Origin of the sequence: Paenibacillus sp. EC2-1, assembly GCF_049311625.1 — a bacterium.
In the GTDB taxonomy this organism is placed as follows: Bacteria; Bacillota; Bacilli; order Paenibacillales; family Paenibacillaceae; genus Paenibacillus_AQ.
Map to the genome: position 1 here is coordinate 332,846 of NZ_CP186006.1, position 19,630 is coordinate 352,475.

The 19,630-nt window shown below is 42.8% G+C and carries 20 protein-coding genes; 18 read left to right on the plus strand and 2 right to left on the minus strand.

Annotated elements, in window-relative coordinates; all coding sequences use genetic code 11:
- Positions 1–326: 326 nt before the first annotated feature.
- The 6 genes from ACK8P5_RS01695 (at position 327) to ACK8P5_RS01720 (ending at position 6,900) form a co-directional block, all read left to right on the plus strand.
- Positions 327–1,523 (plus strand): AAA domain-containing protein, encoded by a 1,197-nt coding sequence (locus ACK8P5_RS01695; protein WP_422659278.1) that lies wholly within the window; start codon positions 327–329, stop codon positions 1,521–1,523.
- The gene (locus ACK8P5_RS01700) at positions 1,507–3,114 is read left to right on the plus strand and encodes an AAA domain-containing protein (protein WP_422659279.1); all 1,608 of its coding nucleotides are present in this window, start codon (positions 1,507–1,509) and stop codon (positions 3,112–3,114) included. The genes ACK8P5_RS01695 and ACK8P5_RS01700 overlap by 17 nt, the downstream gene beginning before the upstream one ends.
- Positions 3,115–3,445: 331 nt before the next feature.
- On the plus strand, positions 3,446–4,351 hold the full coding sequence (locus ACK8P5_RS01705; RefSeq protein ID WP_422659280.1) for an ABC transporter ATP-binding protein: 906 nt from the start codon (positions 3,446–3,448) through the stop codon (positions 4,349–4,351).
- Positions 4,352–4,377: 26 nt separating this feature from the next.
- Entirely contained in the window at positions 4,378–5,121 is a 744-nt protein-coding gene (locus ACK8P5_RS01710) for an ABC transporter permease (protein ID WP_422659281.1), read from the plus strand.
- Positions 5,122–6,294 (plus strand): sensor histidine kinase, encoded by a 1,173-nt coding sequence (locus tag ACK8P5_RS01715; protein WP_422659282.1) that lies wholly within the window; start codon positions 5,122–5,124, stop codon positions 6,292–6,294.
- Positions 6,295–6,900: a response regulator gene (locus ACK8P5_RS01720; RefSeq protein WP_422659283.1), complete on the plus strand. Its 606-nt coding sequence runs from the start codon at positions 6,295–6,297 to the stop codon at positions 6,898–6,900.
- A gap of 187 nt (positions 6,901–7,087) precedes the next feature.
- Here ACK8P5_RS01720 and ACK8P5_RS01725 read toward each other — a convergent pair whose 3' ends face one another.
- On the minus strand, positions 7,088–8,038 hold the full coding sequence (locus tag ACK8P5_RS01725) for a helix-turn-helix domain-containing protein (RefSeq protein ID WP_422659284.1): 951 nt from the start codon (positions 8,036–8,038) through the stop codon (positions 7,088–7,090).
- Between the two features lie 250 nt (positions 8,039–8,288).
- Here ACK8P5_RS01725 and ACK8P5_RS01730 point away from each other — a divergent pair, with 250 nt between their 5' ends.
- Together ACK8P5_RS01730 and ACK8P5_RS01735 are read left to right on the plus strand one after the other, a co-directional pair.
- The gene (locus ACK8P5_RS01730) at positions 8,289–9,650 is read left to right on the plus strand and encodes a sulfatase (RefSeq protein ID WP_422659285.1); all 1,362 of its coding nucleotides are present in this window, start codon (positions 8,289–8,291) and stop codon (positions 9,648–9,650) included.
- A 208-nt stretch (positions 9,651–9,858) separates the two neighbouring features.
- Positions 9,859–10,653 (plus strand): sensor domain-containing protein, encoded by a 795-nt coding sequence (locus tag ACK8P5_RS01735; RefSeq protein ID WP_422659286.1) that lies wholly within the window; start codon positions 9,859–9,861, stop codon positions 10,651–10,653.
- 97 nt (positions 10,654–10,750) lie between these two features.
- Here the strand turns inward: ACK8P5_RS01735 and ACK8P5_RS01740 are convergent, their stop codons facing one another.
- Positions 10,751–11,098, minus strand: coding sequence for a hypothetical protein (locus tag ACK8P5_RS01740; RefSeq protein WP_422659287.1), 348 nt, complete (start codon positions 11,096–11,098; stop codon positions 10,751–10,753).
- 538 nt (positions 11,099–11,636) lie between these two features.
- Here ACK8P5_RS01740 and ACK8P5_RS01745 point away from each other — a divergent pair.
- The 10 genes from ACK8P5_RS01745 (at position 11,637) to ACK8P5_RS01790 (ending at position 19,627) form a co-directional block, all read left to right on the plus strand.
- Positions 11,637–12,155, plus strand: a complete 519-nt coding sequence (locus ACK8P5_RS01745) for a GNAT family N-acetyltransferase (protein ID WP_422659288.1) — start codon at positions 11,637–11,639, stop codon at positions 12,153–12,155.
- 123 nt (positions 12,156–12,278) lie between these two features.
- Entirely contained in the window at positions 12,279–13,913 is a 1,635-nt protein-coding gene (gene nikA, locus ACK8P5_RS01750; protein ID WP_422659289.1) for a nickel ABC transporter substrate-binding protein, read from the plus strand.
- A gap of 13 nt (positions 13,914–13,926) precedes the next feature.
- Positions 13,927–14,865: a nickel ABC transporter permease gene (gene nikB / locus ACK8P5_RS01755; RefSeq protein ID WP_422659290.1), complete on the plus strand. Its 939-nt coding sequence runs from the start codon at positions 13,927–13,929 to the stop codon at positions 14,863–14,865.
- 1 nt (position 14,866) lies between these two features.
- Complete coding sequence (gene nikC, locus ACK8P5_RS01760) at positions 14,867–15,712, plus strand: nickel ABC transporter permease subunit NikC (RefSeq protein WP_422659291.1); 846 nt, start codon at positions 14,867–14,869, stop codon at positions 15,710–15,712.
- Positions 15,713–16,543, plus strand: coding sequence for an ABC transporter ATP-binding protein (locus ACK8P5_RS01765; RefSeq protein ID WP_422659292.1), 831 nt, complete (start codon positions 15,713–15,715; stop codon positions 16,541–16,543).
- 28 nt (positions 16,544–16,571) lie between these two features.
- Positions 16,572–17,438 (plus strand): ABC transporter ATP-binding protein, encoded by an 867-nt coding sequence (locus ACK8P5_RS01770; protein ID WP_422659293.1) that lies wholly within the window; start codon positions 16,572–16,574, stop codon positions 17,436–17,438.
- Positions 17,432–18,115, plus strand: a complete 684-nt coding sequence (locus tag ACK8P5_RS01775; protein ID WP_422659294.1) for a class I SAM-dependent methyltransferase — start codon at positions 17,432–17,434, stop codon at positions 18,113–18,115. Before ACK8P5_RS01770 ends, ACK8P5_RS01775 begins: the two co-directional genes overlap by 7 nt.
- 18 nt (positions 18,116–18,133) lie before the next feature.
- The gene (nikR, locus tag ACK8P5_RS01780) at positions 18,134–18,553 is read left to right on the plus strand and encodes a nickel-responsive transcriptional regulator NikR (RefSeq protein WP_422659295.1); all 420 of its coding nucleotides are present in this window, start codon (positions 18,134–18,136) and stop codon (positions 18,551–18,553) included.
- Positions 18,554–18,839: 286 nt separating this feature from the next.
- Positions 18,840–19,142, plus strand: coding sequence for an urease subunit gamma (gene ureA, locus ACK8P5_RS01785; protein ID WP_422659296.1), 303 nt, complete (start codon positions 18,840–18,842; stop codon positions 19,140–19,142).
- A gap of 122 nt (positions 19,143–19,264) precedes the next feature.
- The gene (locus ACK8P5_RS01790; protein ID WP_422661339.1) at positions 19,265–19,627 is read left to right on the plus strand and encodes an urease subunit beta; all 363 of its coding nucleotides are present in this window, start codon (positions 19,265–19,267) and stop codon (positions 19,625–19,627) included.
- The last annotated feature ends 3 nt before the right edge of the window (positions 19,628–19,630 follow it).

Below are 19,630 nucleotides of genomic sequence, written 5' to 3' on the forward strand. Positions count from 1 at the left end.
TAACGATATATAAATGGAATCGAAATTATGAACCTTTCCGGTCATCCACTAGTTCAATAACTTCTCGAATATCAGTCATTTTAAAAGACTCAGCAATTCTTACGGTATAACTAAATCTGATACTTTCCCATCTTCCATTGGTAAGTCCACTTAATTTGCAAGATATACATCGGATAGGCGGGATAATCAAGAAATAGAAAAAGGAATTTCACACTAGTGTCCTTAGACAAGGTGCCCTCGCTCTAATAATCCTCCACACGGCAGGAATATATACCCAATGTATAGAAGACTCTGTTTAACATCAATTTCAATATAGAGAGGCTCCTATGGACCAAGAGAAAATTATGATCATCGTTAAAGGTGATGACAAGACAGAGGATGTATCCTCATATAAAGCGGATCCTCCCATAGTAAGGATTGTATATAAAGGTTCCTCCAAGGTTTATACATATAAGTCGAGTGATATACAGTTACTAACGCCGACCGTTCAAGATATTACGGAGGATATGGCTGTTTTTCACGATAATTATCCTTTTTATAATGTAAAACGGGTGCTAGATTTCGGTCCAAAGATTCGGGTGTGTTTCAACAATGGAAGTATTCGTACATATGATAGGGAGCGTATTCAAGTTAGAAGCAGTAGTACCCAAAATGCTGAAGGGCGTCAGATTCTGGACTATTGGCGCGCGATTTCAAAATATGCAAAGAGTGAGGATGAACAGGGGAACAAGGAAGCTTTTTTGGCCAAGCAATTCGCAAAACTACATTATGTAGATCCGGATAGTGTCTTGAGTCATTATCTTCTGAAAAAACCTATAAAGAGCGATACCCCGGTTACAAGCAAGCCGATTTTTCCGTTTAGGTACAATTTGAGTCAAAGGAACGCGCTTGAGCAGGCTTTAAAAAGCACTATCAGTATTATAGAAGGCCCTCCGGGTACAGGTAAAACTCAGACGATCTTAAACATTCTTGCGAATCTTGCGGTTATGCAGGGGAAAAAGGTAGCGGTTGTTTCCGGTAACAACGCAGCAGTTCAGAATGTGCAAGAAAAGATGGAACGGCAAGGGTATCACTTTTTTGTAGCTAGTTTGGGAAAACAAGAAAACAAGAAAAAGTTTTTTGCCAATCTGCCAAAATGGGATGTATCGGAATGGACAAGTGAGTTGTCAGAGGACGAATTAAACGCCAAGCTACAAGATTTGGATCAACGTATTCATCGTTTAATGGAACTGGATCGGGAGAAGGCGAAGCTACTGCAGAAGCTGTCGGCTTATTTACTTGAACAAGAGCATTTTGAGCATTATTATGCTAGGCAGGATGTATCGCCGATAGAGAAGTTGTCATTTTACCGGCAGACACCAAAACGGATTATGGAGTTTATGAAGGACAGCTTCCTGGCTGTAGAGATGAAAAGGAAATATAAGCTCCTATACCAAATTCAAGTTGTTCTTCAGACATGGTTTTACGGATTTCAAACGATTGAAGGAGCAGGGGCTGGAGGTCATCTTGAATGTTCAGCGTAAATTTTACAAGTTAAAAGTTAAAGAGTTATCAGATGGTATTCAGGAGCTTGAGAAAGAGTTGGAGTCCCAGGACTATCAATATTTAATGGATCGCCACCAGCAGTTCTCCGAAACGCTTTTTCGACACAGATTACAGGAAAAATACCATAACCGTAAGGTTGTGGACTGCAATGAGAAGACATACACTCAGAGCAACAAATTTAAAACGTTTATCGAGCATTATCCTATTGTGCTTAGTACAACACATTCTTTGCGGAATTGTGTTCCTGAGAATTACTTGTTTGATTATTGTATTATTGACGAATCCTCGCAGGTTGATCTGCTGACAGGGGCTCTGGCTTTGTCCTGCTGTAAACAGGCTATTATTGTGGGCGATACCAAGCAACTACCCCATATTATAGAAAAAGAGATTGAACAGAAGATTCAGAGTCAAGCCACTCCTGACATGGATGAAGCTTATAGTTATATCAAGCATAATTTATTGTCGTCCATGTTGACTTTATATGGGGATTCCATTCCGAAAGTGATGTTACGGGAGCATTACCGCTGTCATCCACAAATTATTGAATTCTGCAACAGGAAATATTACGATGGCGAATTGATTGCTTTTACCGATCCGGGAATTTCCGAATCTCCTTTATTGATCTATAAGACGTCACCAGGCAATCATATGAGGGAAGTGACCCATGGAAAAAAAGGAAAGTTCAATTCCAGGGAACTTGATGTTATTGAACAGGAGATTCTGTTGGGATATCTCGAGGCGGCAGCAGGTCATAAGGATATCGGCTTTGTGACGCCTTACCGTAAACAGGTAGAGAAAGCGACTCAGCAGTTCACTGCTGACATTGAAAGCGACACGATCCATAAATATCAGGGACGTGAGAAGTCCGTCATGATCATGTCTACGGTGCTCGATCGGACGAGAGCAGGAGGCATGGGGATGAGCTTTGTTAATGATCCTTGCATGATTAACGTGGCTGTGTCCCGCGCACAGGAGAGGTTTATTCTGGTGACCGATCATTCTGTGTTTCGCAAGTATGGGAATGAATTGGGAGATCTCATGCGATATATGGAATATAGTACGCTGGATAATAACGTCGTGGAGAGCGAGATTCATTCTATATTTGACTTGTTATACAAGGAGTATTCTGATCATCTACAGGATTTTCGAGAACGCGTTCGTTTCTTTAATAAATCAAGGCATCGGAGCGAAAATATTATGCACGCATTGCTCGACCAGATATTACATGAGCCTATGTTTAAGGATTTTGAACTGGGGAATCAGGTTTTACTAATGAATTTGTTTACTGACCTGGAACGATTAAATGAGGAAGAGCGCAGATTTGTCCGAAATCGTTCTTCTGTGGATTTTGTGCTTTATCATAAACTGGACAAATCGCTAGCGCTGGCGATCGAAGTCGATGGATTTGCCTTTCACGAGAACAATCCTGAACAACTAAAGAGAGATGAAAAAAAAGAACGTATCTTCAAAAAATTTGGAATGGAATTAGAAAGGTTCCGTACAAACGAGAGCGGGGAAGAACAGAAGATTAGGGAGTTATTAAGATCTATGCTGTATAAGGTGGAGTGACTTAGTTGCGGGTTTTACCTTTTAATGTTCGACTCCCCTCATCTCAATACATAAAAACCACAACCACAGAGATTGTGATTTTTACTATGTTCGATTAAAAATGTAGAATCCTTAGCTATAAGTTTGCAAACCAAGACACCTCAATCAAAGAATGTCACATGCACGTTATGCTGAAGAAGGGCCTAGAGGTCCTTCTTTTTTTGCGTTCGGTCTTTTTCTGACATTTGTCATAACCGGCTTGTGACAACCCACACTAATTGGTTCTCGCACTTATTCAATATAATAAGGACATCAAGTAACGATAGAAGAAATTAGCGGAGGTTAGTACAAAATGACAAAGGCGATTGAATGTATAAATCTAGTGAAGAAATTCGGTAACTACTGTGCCGTTGATCATATGAATCTATCATTTGAGAAAGGTCAAATATCAGCATTGCTCGGACCGAATGGGGCAGGCAAGACAACAACCATTTCTATGATACTCGGAATGATTAAGCCAACATCAGGAGAAGTCAGGGTCTTGGGGATGCCGTCTGGAACAAAAGAATTACGGCAACGCGTTGGAGCGCTTTTGCAAGATGTTAAAGCAGCAGATGGACTTACGGTCAAAGAAGTGCTTCAATTGTTCCGCAGTTATTATCGTAATCCGATGTCGCTAGAGCGATTGTTAGACATTTCGGGTCTCCATGCGGATCAGAAACGGCGCGCATCCTCCCTGTCTGGAGGACAACGTCGTAGATTAGCCTTCGCCCAAAGCTTGGCGGGGAATCCAGAGCTTCTCCTGCTTGATGAACCAACCGTCGGAATGGATATCGAGGCTCGTGGTCGCTTTTGGGACACCATTCAAGCACTGGCAAATGACGGACGTACTGTGCTCTTAACTACACATCATTTGGAGGAAGCTGATACCGTTGCAGATCATATCGCAGTAATCGCTAGTGGCCAGGTTGTTGCGGAAGGGACTCCAGAACGTCTAAAGGCTCAAACAGCACTTAGAACCGTTTCATTTCGAGCGGCGAACGCGCCAGCAGAGCAGGAATGGCTCACATTACCGGGTGTAGAAAAGGCAGAATACAACGGCGAGCGAATTCGTCTGTATGCTCAAGAGACGGATGTATTGTTATTTACATTGATGCAGTCTGAATGGGGAATTTCGGATATTGATATACAATCAGCCAGCTTAGAAGATACATTCTTAAGTCTTACAGGTACACATAAATCAACGATTATACGATAAAAAACATTTTTAGGAGGAAAATAGCTATGTTACATATGTTTGTTGCCCAGACCAAAGCAGAAAGTTTACGAATTATCCGCAGTCCATTTTTCTTACTCTTCTCTATTGCGATGCCGCTTGCTTTCTACTTTTTATTCGCGAGTATGAATGGGGTAGATAAATCGATTCAATCAACAACTTGGGGTGTCTTTTCATTGATGTCGATGACTGCATTTAGTTTGATTGGTACAGCTGTATCTCAATTCGGTATCCGTCTATCGTTCGAGCATCAAGACGGGTGGGTACGCTTGCTGAAGCTAACTCCACTATCTCCTGCAGTCTGGATTGGCAGCAAAATTGTATCGCAAATGGTTGTTCACTTGATCGTCATTGTTGTTATATTTTTATCTGCTGGCCTTGTACATGAGATACAATTGACAGCCGGGCAATGGATTTTATGCGGATTATGGTTATGGATTGGGAGCATATCTTTTCTGGCGCTCGGTGCATTGTTAGGAACGCTTAATAATGCGAATACCTCCGTTGCCATCGGAAATGTATTACAGATGGGACTTGCCATTGTGGGAGGGCTTTGGATGCCGCTTAGTACTTTGCCAAGTTGGATGGGCTCGGTCGGCGAATGGCTTCCATCTCACCGTTACGCCAATGGGGCATGGAATATGATCGCTGGAAAAAATCCAGCAAGTATTGATTTCATAATTTTGACAGGTTGCGGTCTCTTCTTTATGCTACTATCAATCTATATTTATAATCGACGGGATGCGGTCTAATTGAATAGTGAGAAGTGGCGCCTCTTTCCAAAATCGGAAGGAGTCGCTCCTTATATTTTGTTAACAAATTTAATGATACCCATGTACTTTTTACTCTATGAGCCATCAAGTATACAGTGGCTTGGCTTTGTTCTGTTAGGCATATTCGTTCTATCGTTTCGACAATCTTACTTTTATGCAAAGTGGGCCACGCCAATAATGATCGTTCAGGTGGGTATACTTTTAATTCTAGCAGCTGTATTTCATCCAATGTATACGTTTATAGGTTTTATGATAGCTGCTCCACTGAGCAAACAAAAGCTGCCGATATTACTCTCTATAACGATCGCTTTCACTGTAGCTATGGGATTTATCGCTTTTCCTTATTTGGATCGGATGGGCAGCCTAGTATGGATAGGGCTAGTGCCTATGTTTGGCATCTGTATTCTGCCGTATATTATTCGAACTTCGACCAGATTCCAACAGAAGTCTGCGCGATTGCGGGCAGAATCGGCTGAACGAATGGCACAGCAGGAGGAGCGCCAGCGGATCGCACGTGAACTCCATGATACATTGGGCCATACGCTGTCACTAATCGCACTAAAAGGGGAGGTGGTTGAGAAATTGGTCAATCGTCATCCCGAGAGAGCGATAGAAGAGGCTCGTGAAATACGAGAAACGGCACGCGCAGCCTTGAAACAAATGCGAGAATTGGTTACGGAGATGAAAGTTACATATCTCGCTGATGAATATAAGCATGCTGTATCTTTATGTTCAGCTGCAGGCATACCGCTTTTATTTCAATATCAATCGATTTCAGATCCCAAACTTTCTAATGTAGGGACGGAAGACGATTTAGTGAACAATACGCTTCCGTTAACACCCTTGCAGGAGACGATTCTGGCGATGTGTTTTCGCGAGACGATTACCAATGTGGTTCGACATAGCCGAGCAACAAGTTGCAACGTTCTTCTAGACATTCAGGAAGGGGAAGTACGTGTATCGGTAAGTGATGACGGTATTGGGGCAGATAGGGATCAATTCTATACTAGCAGTAATGGACTCGCCGGTTTACGGCAGAGGTTGGTTATGATCGATGGGCGTATGTCGCTGTCTTCGTCCCCAGGCAAGGGGACGGAAGTCACCTTACATATACCTAGGGTAATACGAAATGAAAAGGTAGGTAGTGCTTAGATGATTCGTATTGTTTTGGCAGAAGATCAAAAGTTATTAAGGGGAGCATTGGCTACTTTACTCTCGTTAGAAGATGATATTGAAGTAGTCGGTCAAGCTGAGAATGGGGAAGAAGTGATGTCCATGATTCAGCAATATCAACCAGATGTAGCTGTTCTGGATATTGAGATGCCGCTGAAAACGGGGTTAGATATTGCGGAATTGGTTCAAAAAAATAAGTTAGCTTGTCGTGTCATCATCTTGACGACATTCGCGCGTCCTGGCTATTTCCAGCGGGCTATGCAGGCAGGAGTGTATGGATATCTTCTCAAAGATACGGGCAGCGACGAATTGTCCGACGCGATTCGTCGGGTCTATGATGGGAAGCGTGTCATTAATGCAGAATTGTCACTCGCGGTATGGGATGATCCATGTCCATTATCGCCCAGGGAGCGTGAAGTCATGAAGCTGGCTGCCCAGGGCTTAGTTCTTCAAGATATTGGAGCGCAGCTGTTTCTATCCTATGGAACGGTACGGAACTATATGTCAGATGCGATTGGGAAGCTTGGGGCGAATACACGAATCGAGGCGATAGATATCGCACGTAACAAGGGATGGTTGGACTAAGGCGCTAATTAAATGATACAAATTTTAAAATCCACAACCGAATGAGGTTGTGGATTTTTGCTATGTGTAATGAAACGCTAATTTTTCTCGATTCGTTATCAAATATCAACGTACACTACAATTTGAAAATCCCCGTATACTTCCCCTGCTCCTTTACGCCAATCAACGATTCTCTTAACATCTTATTCTACAATTCAATCGGGTACTCAAAGCTCGCCTTATACTTCTTGCGATATTCTGAGGGAGAGATTCCCTCCTCCCGGCGAAACGCCCGCGTAAAATGATGCTGATCGTCATATCCGAGCCTGTCTGAAATTTGCTTCATTGAATCGGAGGTAAACAGTAAGAGCTCTTGAGCTAGCTGCAGACGGAGCTGGGTGACGTATTTCATGGGAGATAGACATAACTCTTTCTGAAACAAAAAACGAAGATGCTCTTTGCTGAGCGAAACAAGCTTGGCAAGTTCCGTCAGTGACGGGCGCTCGTGCAAATGTTCCTTAATGTAGTCGCATACATCATAGACACGATTATCGTAAGTCACCGGCTGTTCAGGCAGCTTATGCTGTAACGATTGGAATAACTGATGGACCCACAGATTGCCTAAGGAACGAATCTTAAGATACTGACTCGTTTGCTTTATATCGAAAAAAAAGACAGGGTAGTCCTCTTTTCTTGTTTTTCCTCGCTCTGAGCAGTTCAAATTCTTTTCATTGAGACCATGAAGTAGGCGTTGAAAGTTATCCGAAAGCTGGAACCAAAGACTTACCAACTCTTCGTAATCGCGATGGTCGGAAAGAGTTGTATGGTTAGGGAAGCGGTATAAACGCAGCAGATCGAATGCACCCACTTTAGCCTCGCAAGCAAGCGAAAGATAATGAAAGGGTCCTTCGTTCCCGAGGGAAATCCATTTATGATAAGATTGCGCGGGAAGCGCCACAATATCGTATTTTTTTACCTCATATACGTCCTTGTTGAACTGCATCGTAGCGCTTCCTGACAACACCAGCCAAAACGTATTATAGGGCAAGGGCCCTTCGCCCGTATGTTTAAGACTAGAACGTCTCCATTCCTTCATCCAGCGTATGTTGATGTATAGATTATCCAAGGAACTTCGGTTATTCAATTCCATCTGCAGCATTTGCATGCCCCCTTATTGATGTCTTCTAATCGTGATTTCTCCGGGTGAAAAGTCGCGAGGTCATCTGTATTTTTGAAACATTTCCCCCCGTCTTTGGTACATCCGAATGTTCACCTTTATGTTAGAGTTAGGCACAAACCTGAATATTAGGGATATCTGATGAAGGCTGGTTATGAGAATGTTTAGCCTCGTACAAAGGCTTTTTTTAGTCCCATTATACATTGACATCCAATAGAGGGGGCCATTATAGATGAGTAATCATAATAGCAGTACAGGCGTCAAGCGTCCGAACGTTATCTGGATATTCGGCGATCAGCATCGCGGACAGGCATTAGGCTGCAGTGGAGATCCGAATGTACATACGCCAAACATTGATAACTTGGCAGCCTCCGGGGTACATTTTACCAATGCGGTAGCAGGGATTCCCTTATGCTGCCCGTGCCGGGGATCGCTAGTAACTGGGAAATATCCGCATCTTGCAGTACCCGGCCATGAACATAGGCTTCCATCGGATCAACTGACAATAGCACATGTCATGAACCAATCCGGATACAAGACAGCATACTTTGGGAAGTGGCATCTCGACGGGTTCAAAGAGCGACATGGCAGAGCAGCCTTTCATATCATCCCTCCGGAGCGGCGGGGCGGATTCAGCCACTGGGTTGGATATGAAAATAACAACAGCCAGTGGGATTGCTGGGTTCATGGCGGTGAAGGTGCTAATGCCTTCCATTACCGCTTGCCCGGCTACGAGACGGATGAGATGACTAAACTGTTCGTCAAATACTTGCAGGAGCGAGGGGACGAACAGAGGGAACAAGAACAAGATCAGCCTTTTTTCGCCGTATTATCGGTTCAACCGCCGCATGATCCATACATTGCACCGGAATCATTTCGCGGGAGGCACAACGCTGCCGGCATTAAACTAAGGCCCAATGTTCCGTCGATACCTCGCATTGAGGAACAGGCTCGCAAGGATTTGGTTGGATATTATGGGATGATTGAAAATTGGGACTGGAATATAGGACAGATCATGACAACGCTTCGGGAGAATGGGCTTGCGGAGGATACACATGTCATGTTTTTCAGCGACCACGGGGACATGCACGGTTCCCATGGCCAATTCCGCAAAATGTCACCGTGGGAAGAATCTATCCGTGTACCGATGATCATCAGTGGGGAGCAGTCGTTCTATGGGCGCCAGACAGGAGTATCGAACATACCGTTTAACCATGTCGATGTTGCCCCAACTACGCTTGGCTTATGTGGAATCGCTAAACCGGATTGGATGCAGGGGACGGACTTGTCGGCTTTAAGACTAGGTGGATCCATTCCAGAATTGCCCGATTCCGCCTATTTGCAGTCCGTCATACCGACAGGCCATGGCCACAGTGTGGATCGTCCGTGGCGTGGAATCGTCACAACGGACGGTTGGAAATACGTATGTCTGGAGAATACGCCATGGTTGATGTTCAACCTGAATGAGGATCCTTATGAGCAAGTAAATATGGCTTACAATTCCCTCTATAACCAGGAGCGAAAACGCCTTAACGACCGTTTGCGGCAGTGGGTAGCGGATACGGAAGATGAGTTTTTGCTGCCTACGGTTTGATACCTGTGTTACTTTTTATGAGGGCACCCGAGAGGGTATCTTTTTGTGTTTAATAAGCAACATAGTTTTGTGCATAAAAATCTCTAGCAACAGTCCTAGTCTAAAGTCTAGGACCAGATACCTCCTCAGACGGTTATGTCAGCTCAATAACGCAGATATAATGGACTTATAATTCAGAGCGTGATTGAAGCCAAGGGAGTGTTTGAATATGAAGGCAACAGAAGCGACTGCAGCGGCGCAGTCAGGGAAGGTGAATTGGGTGCTGTTTAACTCAAAAACCTATGCAACGATCCTCTATTTACTGTTAGCTCTCCCGTTAGGGATTATTTATTTTACAGTAGCGGTTACAGGAGTTGCATTGTCCATCGGCTTAACTCCGGTACTTATCGGAATCCCGCTGTTTTTTGGAGTAGCTAAGCTACTTAACGGGATTGTGAATTTTGAACAAAACATCATCAGACAAATTTTAGGGCTACCTACTCCTCCTGTGTCGTATACACACAATGGACAAGCGGAAACCGGTCAGAATTGGTTGAAGCAAATGGTGAGAGGCTTTGACGGAGGATTATTTATCCGAAATTTGCTTCTCGTATTCCTAAGATTTGTTACGGGCATCGTATTCTTTGTGATTATGATAACGGCCCTTTCACTTGGACTCGGATTTATTGCACTTCCCGTTGTGCATATTATTTTGATGAATGAAATGCAGCTGGATATTTTAGAGAATAGTTTGTTTAGCTATTTCCATATCGATTGGACATATAATCAGCAATACTTACTGTACGTAGGTGTTGGACTTATCCTTTTCTGGGTCGCGCTTCGTATTGTGAATGGACTGATGCAAATTCAGCGTAGAGTCATGTATGTGGATGAGCCATATCAGCAGTCAGTCATGACGCAGGATGAAGCCCCAATTGATGAACTTGTTCAATCTCAATATTATGAGTACCAAGCGGATCAACCCACGCAAGGGATGATGCAACCAGCCCATAGAGAGCTTTAGCAGCTCTCTTTTCAAGGGATCTTGGAGGTTGTAAATGCGGGGAATGATAAGTTTAAAGCAGCCTCTCCTTTCGGGAGGCTGCTTTTTTTTATGTAATTTATGAATTGGTTTGTTGCTCTAGCAGCTCTTTGATTTCAAGATACTGCGTATTCGTTATGTGTTGAGATTGATGAATAGCATCTAGTTTGTCTTCTATTTTTTTCAGGCGAAGCTGTGTTTCTTCTTGGGTTTGCTCGGTCTTCTTTTGAGTTTTGGAGGTATCCATAATGACTAATATGGTCAGGCCCGCGCTAAAGACGGTTAACCCTCTAGCGATTTGATTCAAATCGGGCTGTTTCAAGGCAATCAGGCAATCGGCAAATCCAGCTCCGATGAGTAGACCACCAATCGTGACAATCCCAGTCCTTTTCCATCGATCCAGAATGATATTTAAGGGTTGCTTCATGGGGTAGAGATCTCCTTCAGCTAGGTATTATAGTATGGCGATTATGAATCTATACTTACTAAAACACAAATATTGGAATAGGAAAAGGAGAAACGTTTAATAAGATAGGATGACTTTAAAATATGTCGCATTGCTTGGTTGCCCATACCCGTTGAAATGTTGCCTGTGATGTTTTTCATATTATGTAAACGGATTATAATAAATAATTACCACAACAAAGGGTTGTGCAAAAAGGAACAAGGAGGTTTGAATCTACTGACTTGCAATCGGTTTCAGGTAACATGCTGGCGAAGCTCTTTTAAGCCTTCGCTTTATGGGTTTAGCCATGATCTTTCGTGTTACGTTCTTGTAGATATGTAACACGGGTGTGGCGCACATGTGAACCGTGGTTATCCCTAGGTGTTGAGCTTGCTTTATGCTAAATGAGGTTTTTGTAGAGTCGTTTCTTTCTGTGTAATCGTGTTACTTTTCGAATGAAACGTGTTATCTATTCAGCACATGACAGAGGGAATAAGACAGCGAAAGAAGGTAGGTAAAGATGAGTAAGCATCTAGATACATATGTAATAAGAGAGATTGAGCTCCATGAGTTGACCTCGGTTATGCGTTTCGTACTGGAGATTATACGGGAAGTGTTTCCTATGCTTGACCCGAACCGCATTCCCCCGGATATGGCAGCATTTCAAGAGACTTATTATCGATCGGATACAGCGACCTTTCTTGCCGCATTCGATAAAGAAGGGACTATTGCAGCTACTTCCGCTTTTCTTCCGTATGATGATCGAATCCCTGAAATTAAAGGAAAATACGTAACGAGGGTCACTGCAGAGTTGGTTAAATGCTATGTTAAGCCGGAGCTAAGACATCAAGGTCTGGGGACGGAATTAGTCAAAAGATTACTTCCGATTGCTCGTGCCAAAGGGTATGAAACGATGTATTTGCATACGCATCGATTTTTGCCAGGAGCCGTACCCTTTTGGGAAAGACAAGGATTTCAAATCCAGCTGGAGTCATTTGATTCCTTTGAAACCGTGCATATGGACAAGAGACTGAGATAAGTTAGCAGGATAAGCATTTCCAGATTGTTCGTTCGTTATAGTGCCTAACCGGCCTGTCCAATAAGCAAATAAACGAAAGTCTTATCAAAACTCAAAATCTAAACTTTAAGGAGAGTTACATCCATGACAAATCCGCCTAATCGTTCATTTAAATCGACTTACCTGCTAATCATTATGCTTATATCTTCTCTTCTAGTCACTGCATGTAACGGAACGCCTTCGGGTTCGGCGGCAGCAGAGAATAGTAACAGCTCTCAGGCCGAGGGAAAGATCATTCGATTCTCGTCTGCTAACGATATTGGCCCACTCAATCCCCATATGTATGCTCCAAACCAAATGTTCGCGCAAAATATGGTCTATGAATCACTTGTTAAATATGTTGATGGGAAAGTGGTTCCTCATCTGGCTGAGAAGTGGGAGATCTCAGAGGATGGGAAGGAGTATACGTTCTTTCTTCGTCAAGATGTTAAGTTCTCTGACGGTTCTGACTTTAATGCGGACATTGTGGTTAAGAACATTAACGCAGTTTTGGCTAATAAAAAGCGCCATAGCTGGCTAGAGCTAGTGAATCAGATCAAAGATGCAACCAAAGATGGAGAATACCGTGTAACCATCTCTTTACATAACCCTTACTATCCGATGCTCCAAGAGCTAGCTCTTATCAGACCCCTTCGTTTCTTGGGAGAGGCGGGATTTCCTGCAAGCGGCAATACTTCGGAAGAGATTAAGGCACCGATTGGAACTGGACCTTGGGTCTTGACGGACTACAAGATTAATGAATACTCCGAATTTAGTGTTAATGAGAACTATTGGGGAGAGAAACCGAAGGTAGATCAAATTCGCATTGCTGTTATACCTGATGGGGAATCCAGAGTTCTGGCATTTGAAAATGAAGAAATTGATGTGATCTACGGTGATGGGAGCATCAGCCTGGATTCATTTAAATATTTGAAGGAGACAGGCAAGTACGAGACAGCCATTTCTGCCCCTCTCTTTACGAAATCCATAGCCATTAATTCAAGTAAAGGGCCTCTTCAAGATATAAACGTCAGAAAAGCGATTGAGCACGCCTTCAACAAACAATCAGTCATCGACAATGTGTTTTACGGTACGGACAAACTTGCGGATACCCTATTTCCAGCCGACTTTCCGTATTCTAACGTGAATCTGACGCCTTATACATACGATGTGAGTAAAGCGGAACAATTGCTGAATGATGCGGGTTGGGTATTACCTGCGAAGAAAGAGTTTAGAGAGAAAAATGGAGCTGTACTAGAATTGGAGCTCAGTTTCGATAGTGCTAACAATGTACATAAATCTATCGCGGAAGTGCTGCAAGGTGATCTAAGGAAGATTGGAATTCATGTGAAATTAATTGGCGAAGAGAATCAATTATTCGGACAGCGTCAAACAAACGGTAATTTTGACATGATCTTCAGCGATACATTCGGCATACCGTATGATCCTCATGCAATGGTATCATCCATGCGAATACCTTCACATGCTGACTATCAGGCACAAGTAGGATTACCAATGAAAAAGGAACTTGACCAGAAAATTGAGGAGGCACTACTAAGTACAGACGAGGAAACACGGCAAGAGCTATACACCTATATTCTCACTACACTTCATGAGCAGGCTGTGTATCTCCCAATATCGTATGGTACGAACTTAACGGTCTATCATCAGAACATTAAAGGTCTTCAGTTTGGACAAATGAATAGTGAGATCCCCTTTGAGAAAATGGACAAGGAATAGGAGTTAATGTGGGATGGTCAGGTTTATTGTAAAGCGAGTGCTCAGCATCATACCCATTCTATTGGGCGTTTCTATAATTACATTCCTGCTTGTTCGTCTCTTGCCCGTCGATCCAGCTGAAGCATATTTAAGGTTATCCAAAATCCCTATCACCGATGATGCAATTCAGCTTGTCCGGACAGAACTCGGATTAGATCAACCGCTGTTTATTCAATATGTGAATTGGTTAAGCGGTGTTCTCAGACTGGACTTTGGCAACTCTTATATAAGTAATAAGCCTGTGTGGGATGAAATCTTAAATTACCTCCCGGCAACACTAGAGCTTACATTCTCATCAATTGCTCTTGCATTTATTATCAGTCTGCCGATCGGCATCTTCTCAGCACTGTATAAAGATCGAATGTTCGATCACTTTAGCCGGACACTCTCATTTATAGGAGCGGCTACACCTAGTTTTTGTCTAGGATTTTTGCTTATTTACATTTTTTCATTAAAGTTAGGCTATTTTCCTGTATCGGGGAGGGGAAGTATACTGCATCTTATTCTACCTTCCCTCACCCTTGCCATGGCATCCGTAGCCGTGTACACACGGATGCTCCGAGGCAGTACGATGGACGAATTGCATCAACCCTATGTTCTTTATGCCAGAGCAAGAGGGGTTCGAGAGAAACTCATTATCGGAAAGCATGTGCTGAAGAATGCCATCACCCCCCTGATTACAACAATGGGTATGCATATCGGTCATAAATTAAGTGGTTCAATTATTGTGGAAAATGTATTTGCATGGCCAGGCATGGGACGTTATTTCGTCAATGCTTTGTCTGCTAGGGATTACCCGGTGATTTTATGTTATGTGGTTCTTGTTACAACGATTATTATTATTTGCAATTTATTAATTGATATTTTTCATGCGGTTATCGATCCGAGGGTACGCAAGAGAGGAGTGTACTAGTATGGATGCCGTAGTGTTCAAAAAGCTGGTAAGTAATAAACTAACAGGGATCAGTTGTCTTATGCTTGTCCTCATGCTTGTTCTAGCGGTCTTCGCACCGTGGCTTGCGCCACATGATCCCAATTTCGTTAGTCTTGAGCATAAACTGGAAGGGCCTTCATCTACATATCTGCTTGGTACAGATCACTTAGGAAGAGATATTTTATCCCGCTTGATTTATGGTACACAAATTTCACTCGGGATCTCATTTATCGTGATGCTGTTGATTATTTTAATCAGCGTAGTTGTTGGAACGTGTTCGGGGTATATCGGCGGAGTGATGGATCGTATTTTTATGCGTTTTTGTGATCTATTCATGGCATTTCCCAGTCTGATTCTGTCACTCGCTATGCTAGGTATCCTTGGGCCGGGCATGGGCAATGTTATTTTTGCTATGGTGATGTCTTACTGGGTTTGGTACGCGCGCTGGATCCGAGGCATGGTTATTACAGCTAAGCAGCAGAACTTTATTTTAGCAGCCAAAATTGCTGGAACGCCAAGTTATAAAATCATTTTATTTCATATTATCCCTACCATATTACCTCCAACCATTGTACTGGCCACTTTAAACTTAGGGAGCATCATTCTAAGTATTTCGGGTCTTTCATTCTTGGGGCTAGGTATTCAGCCGCCTATACCGGAATGGGGGGCCATGCTAAATGACAGTAAGCAATTCTTGAAGAGCAGTCCGTTGCTGATGCTATATCCGGGTGTATGCATTATGCTGGTCGTCATGGCTTTTAATTTTATCGGAGACGCTTTGAGGGATGCGTTAGACCCTCGCCAAGAAAGAATTGAGGTTAAGTAAATGAACAATTCCATCGTTTTAAATGTCGAGCACTTGCATATTCGTGTTTCCACGCCACAAGGAATGAAGAAGATTGTGAACGATGTCAGCTTTCAACTGAAAAAAGGAGAAGTATTAGGTCTTGTTGGAGCCAGTGGAAGTGGTAAAACCATGACTTGTCTGGCAATTATGGGCCTGCTCCAAGAGTCAGCAATCATAGAGCAAGGATCGATACATCTGGGGAGTAGAAATCTACTTCAATTAAATGCCAATCAAATGAGAAGTATGCGCGGTAAAGAGCTTGCAGTCATCATGCAAAACCCGATGAGTGCCTTCAATCCTACAATCACGATTGGTAATCATTTTATAGAAACTCTTCGTGCACATGGTTCATTCTCCCGTGTAGAAGCTCATGAAATGGCCGTGACATATCTCGCCAAAACAGGTCTTCCTCATCCCGCAAAAATAATGGATCAATATCCGTTTCAATTGAGCGGAGGGATGCTCCAGAGAGTGATGATTGCGATAGCGATGTCTTTACAGCCAGCTGTATTAATCGCCGACGAGCCGACTACGGCTTTGGACAGTGTGCATCAGGTGAAACTGCTAGAACAAATGTATTTATTGTGTCAGGAACAGAATACAGCAATGCTGCTTGTTTCCCATGATCTTGGCGTCATTGCATATATGGCAGATGAAGTGATGGTCATGAACAATGGGCGTGTTGTAGAAAAAGCTCCGGTAGCTAAGCTATTCGACCAACCAGAGCATCCGTATACTCGTATGTTGCTAGAAGCAAGACCTGGAATGGGGACAGCTATACCTGAATATGAACAGCCGGAAGTTAGGTAGAGGTGAGAATATGCTTGAATTATTAAATGTGAACAAAAGTTATACCCTGGGTGCGGGAAGCATGTTTAACAACAAAAAGCTAAAGGTGGCGGACAACATATGCCTAACCTTAGACCAAGGGATGTGCCTGGGTCTGGTTGGAGAGAGCGGCTCCGGTAAAAGTACACTGGGAAAGATGATCCTTGGTCTTGAGAAACCAGATCAAGGAGAAATCCGGTTCGAAGGAAAAGACCTGGTGACCATGAGCAAGAAAGAGCGTTTAGTCGTTCGTAGAAAAATCCAAACCGTATTCCAAGATTGTTATAGTTCATTAAATCCTAGATGGCCTATTTACGAATCGATAAGTGAGCCTCTAAGAAATTTCGAGAAATTAAGTGCCCGCGAAGAGAAGAGAACGGTACAAGAATTATTGGTGTCGGTTGGATTACATCCAGAAGATATAAAAAAGTATCCTCATCAATTCAGTGGTGGGCAACTACAAAGAATAAGTATTGCACGAGCCATTGCATTAAAGCCCAAGTTGATCGTGCTGGATGAGGCAGTCAGCAGTCTTGATGTACTTATCCAGCATCAAATCTTGAAACTGCTAGATGAGTTGAAAGAGCGGTATTTGTTGTCATACCTATTTATTTCGCACGATATTATGGCGGTCCGTTCCATCTCAGACCAATTGGCTGTTATGAGCAAAGGACAAGTTGTCGAAACAATCAACTGTAAGGACCCACTTTCTTCTATGAAACACCCTGTATCTAAGCAGCTCCTGGCATCTATTCTCCCCAGTCACCCGAGAGATCGAAATAAAGCGAGACTGACTCCATCAAAGGGTGAAATGCAAGAGCCTTTCCTAGAAACGAATGTACAACAACGGATCGTAAGGAGTGGACAAACATGTTAGAAACGGAACATAGCTATGAGGTATGGTGGAATAATGAAGCTGGCGAATCCCTAATGGAGGAAGGACATAAAGAGGGCTGGATGCAGCTCATTTCAACCTTGAAAGAAGAGAATTTATCGGAATATTCCGTTCTGGATTTCGGTTGTAATCGAGGTGGATTCTTAAGACTTCTTCACCAAGTTAAACCGTATAAGGACGCGGTAGGCATCGATTTAGGACAGAAATCCATAGAGATAGCCGATGAAAGAAAAGGGGATTTACCGATTGATTATATCGTATCGGGGTCACCGGAACAGTTTGAAGGTAGGTTCGATCTTGCTTTCTGCTTGTCGGTCATTTATTTGATCGATGACTTAAAAACCCATGCATGGAAATTGAGCAAAGCGCTAAAGCCTGGCGGAGTTTATTATGTAACCTACATGGATCTAACGTCTAACCCCAGCGGGGAGTTTTATAGAGAAGAGATCGAAAAGTACAGTCATTTAAAGGCCAATATGCATACCCTTGACGATATTGCTTCAGCCTTTAGTCATGAGGGATTTGGAGTAGAGCTTAAGCGAAGAGTGCCGTCTGATTATATTTCAGTTTCTAGCAGTGAGAAATATTTCAAGAGCCTGCATGATGAGATGACAGCGGCTTATGAGAATAGTTATATATTTCGATTTACGAAGTTGTAAAGAAGGAGGTAGGGTGCAGTGGATGATTCGTCATTAAAGAGATTTGGTGTTTCAATGGAGGGGCATTTGCTTCGAAAGTTTGATTATCTAGTGACACAGAAAGGATATACCAATCGATCTGAAGCTGTACGAGATCTTGTGCGAGATGCGCTTATTCAGCAGTCATGGGAAATGGAGGAGCAAACCGTAGCTGGGAGTATCCTTTTATTTTACAACCATCACCAGAGAAATCTGCTTGAAGAGCTGACCAATATTCAGCATGATATGCACGATAACATACTGGCTACAACTCATTTTCATCTAGATAAATCGAGCTGTCTTGAACTCATCATCGTAAAAGGAAAAGCGAGAGATATCAAGCTTCTGAGCAACAAAATGACTAGTTTGAAAGGGGTGGAATACGGGAAATTTATAGTGGCCCCAGTAGAGCAAGTATGAGTTGAAGAAATGCACGTATAGTTATAACTTTTGTTACATCGAATTGAAGGCTAGTCCACCAAAAGGTCTAGCTTTTTTTGTTATACAAAAAATTACATATCCAAACTAAAAATCCATTTTGCTCCATCCAATTGTATCGTGATGACCATCGTCAGATGAGTACTCGTTCCTAGTTATGAGAAGTTAGTCACAGCTTGCAATAAATTTACGTTGTAGAATCAGTAACCATATGGTGAATATAACCATTTTATAAAGTCAAGTAATCCATAGGAAAGAGGTGAAGAGAGTGCATTTGATCCCAGTTGAGAAGGAAAAACTACTCATCTTTCTAGCGAGTGAATTAGCATGGAAGCGAAAAGCGAAAGGTCTTAAATTGAATTACCCCGAAGCGGTTGCTATTATTACTAGTTTTATTTTTGAAGGGGCAAGAGAAGGAAAGACGGTAGCTAAGCTGATGGAAGAAGGGAAACACGTATTAACAAGAGAGGATGTTATGGACGGAGTTCCGGAAATGATTGCCGATATTCAGGCAGAAGCAACTTTTCCAGATGGAACTAAACTCGTTACAGTCCACAACCCGATTTTGTGAAGATTAGCATGAGGGTTTGAAAGCGTTAACAACAAATCTTGTTAAGAAATAGCATCTAAAACCAGGGGAAATTAAAAAGGGGGATAGAACAAATGAGTGATCAAGCTGTAGCAAGTGATTATATCGTACCCGGTGAATACCGCTTAGCAGAAGAACCTATAGAGATTAACGCAGGCCGCATGAAAATTAAGATTCGTGTAGCCAATACCGGGGATCGACCGATCCAGGTAGGCTCACATATTCACTTTGTGGAAGTGAACCGCGAGTTATCATTCGAACGTGAAGAAGGTATCGGCATGAGGCTGAATATTCCAGCAGGTACTGCGGTTCGATTTGAGCCAGGTGAAGAGAAGGAAGTTGAATTAACCGAAATCGGTGGTGCCCGTCGTGTATTCGGGGTTGCAGATTTAACCAACGGTTCAGTTAACAACAGACAAGAGATTCTAAATAGAGCTAAGGAATTAGGATATAAAGGAGTTGAATAGACG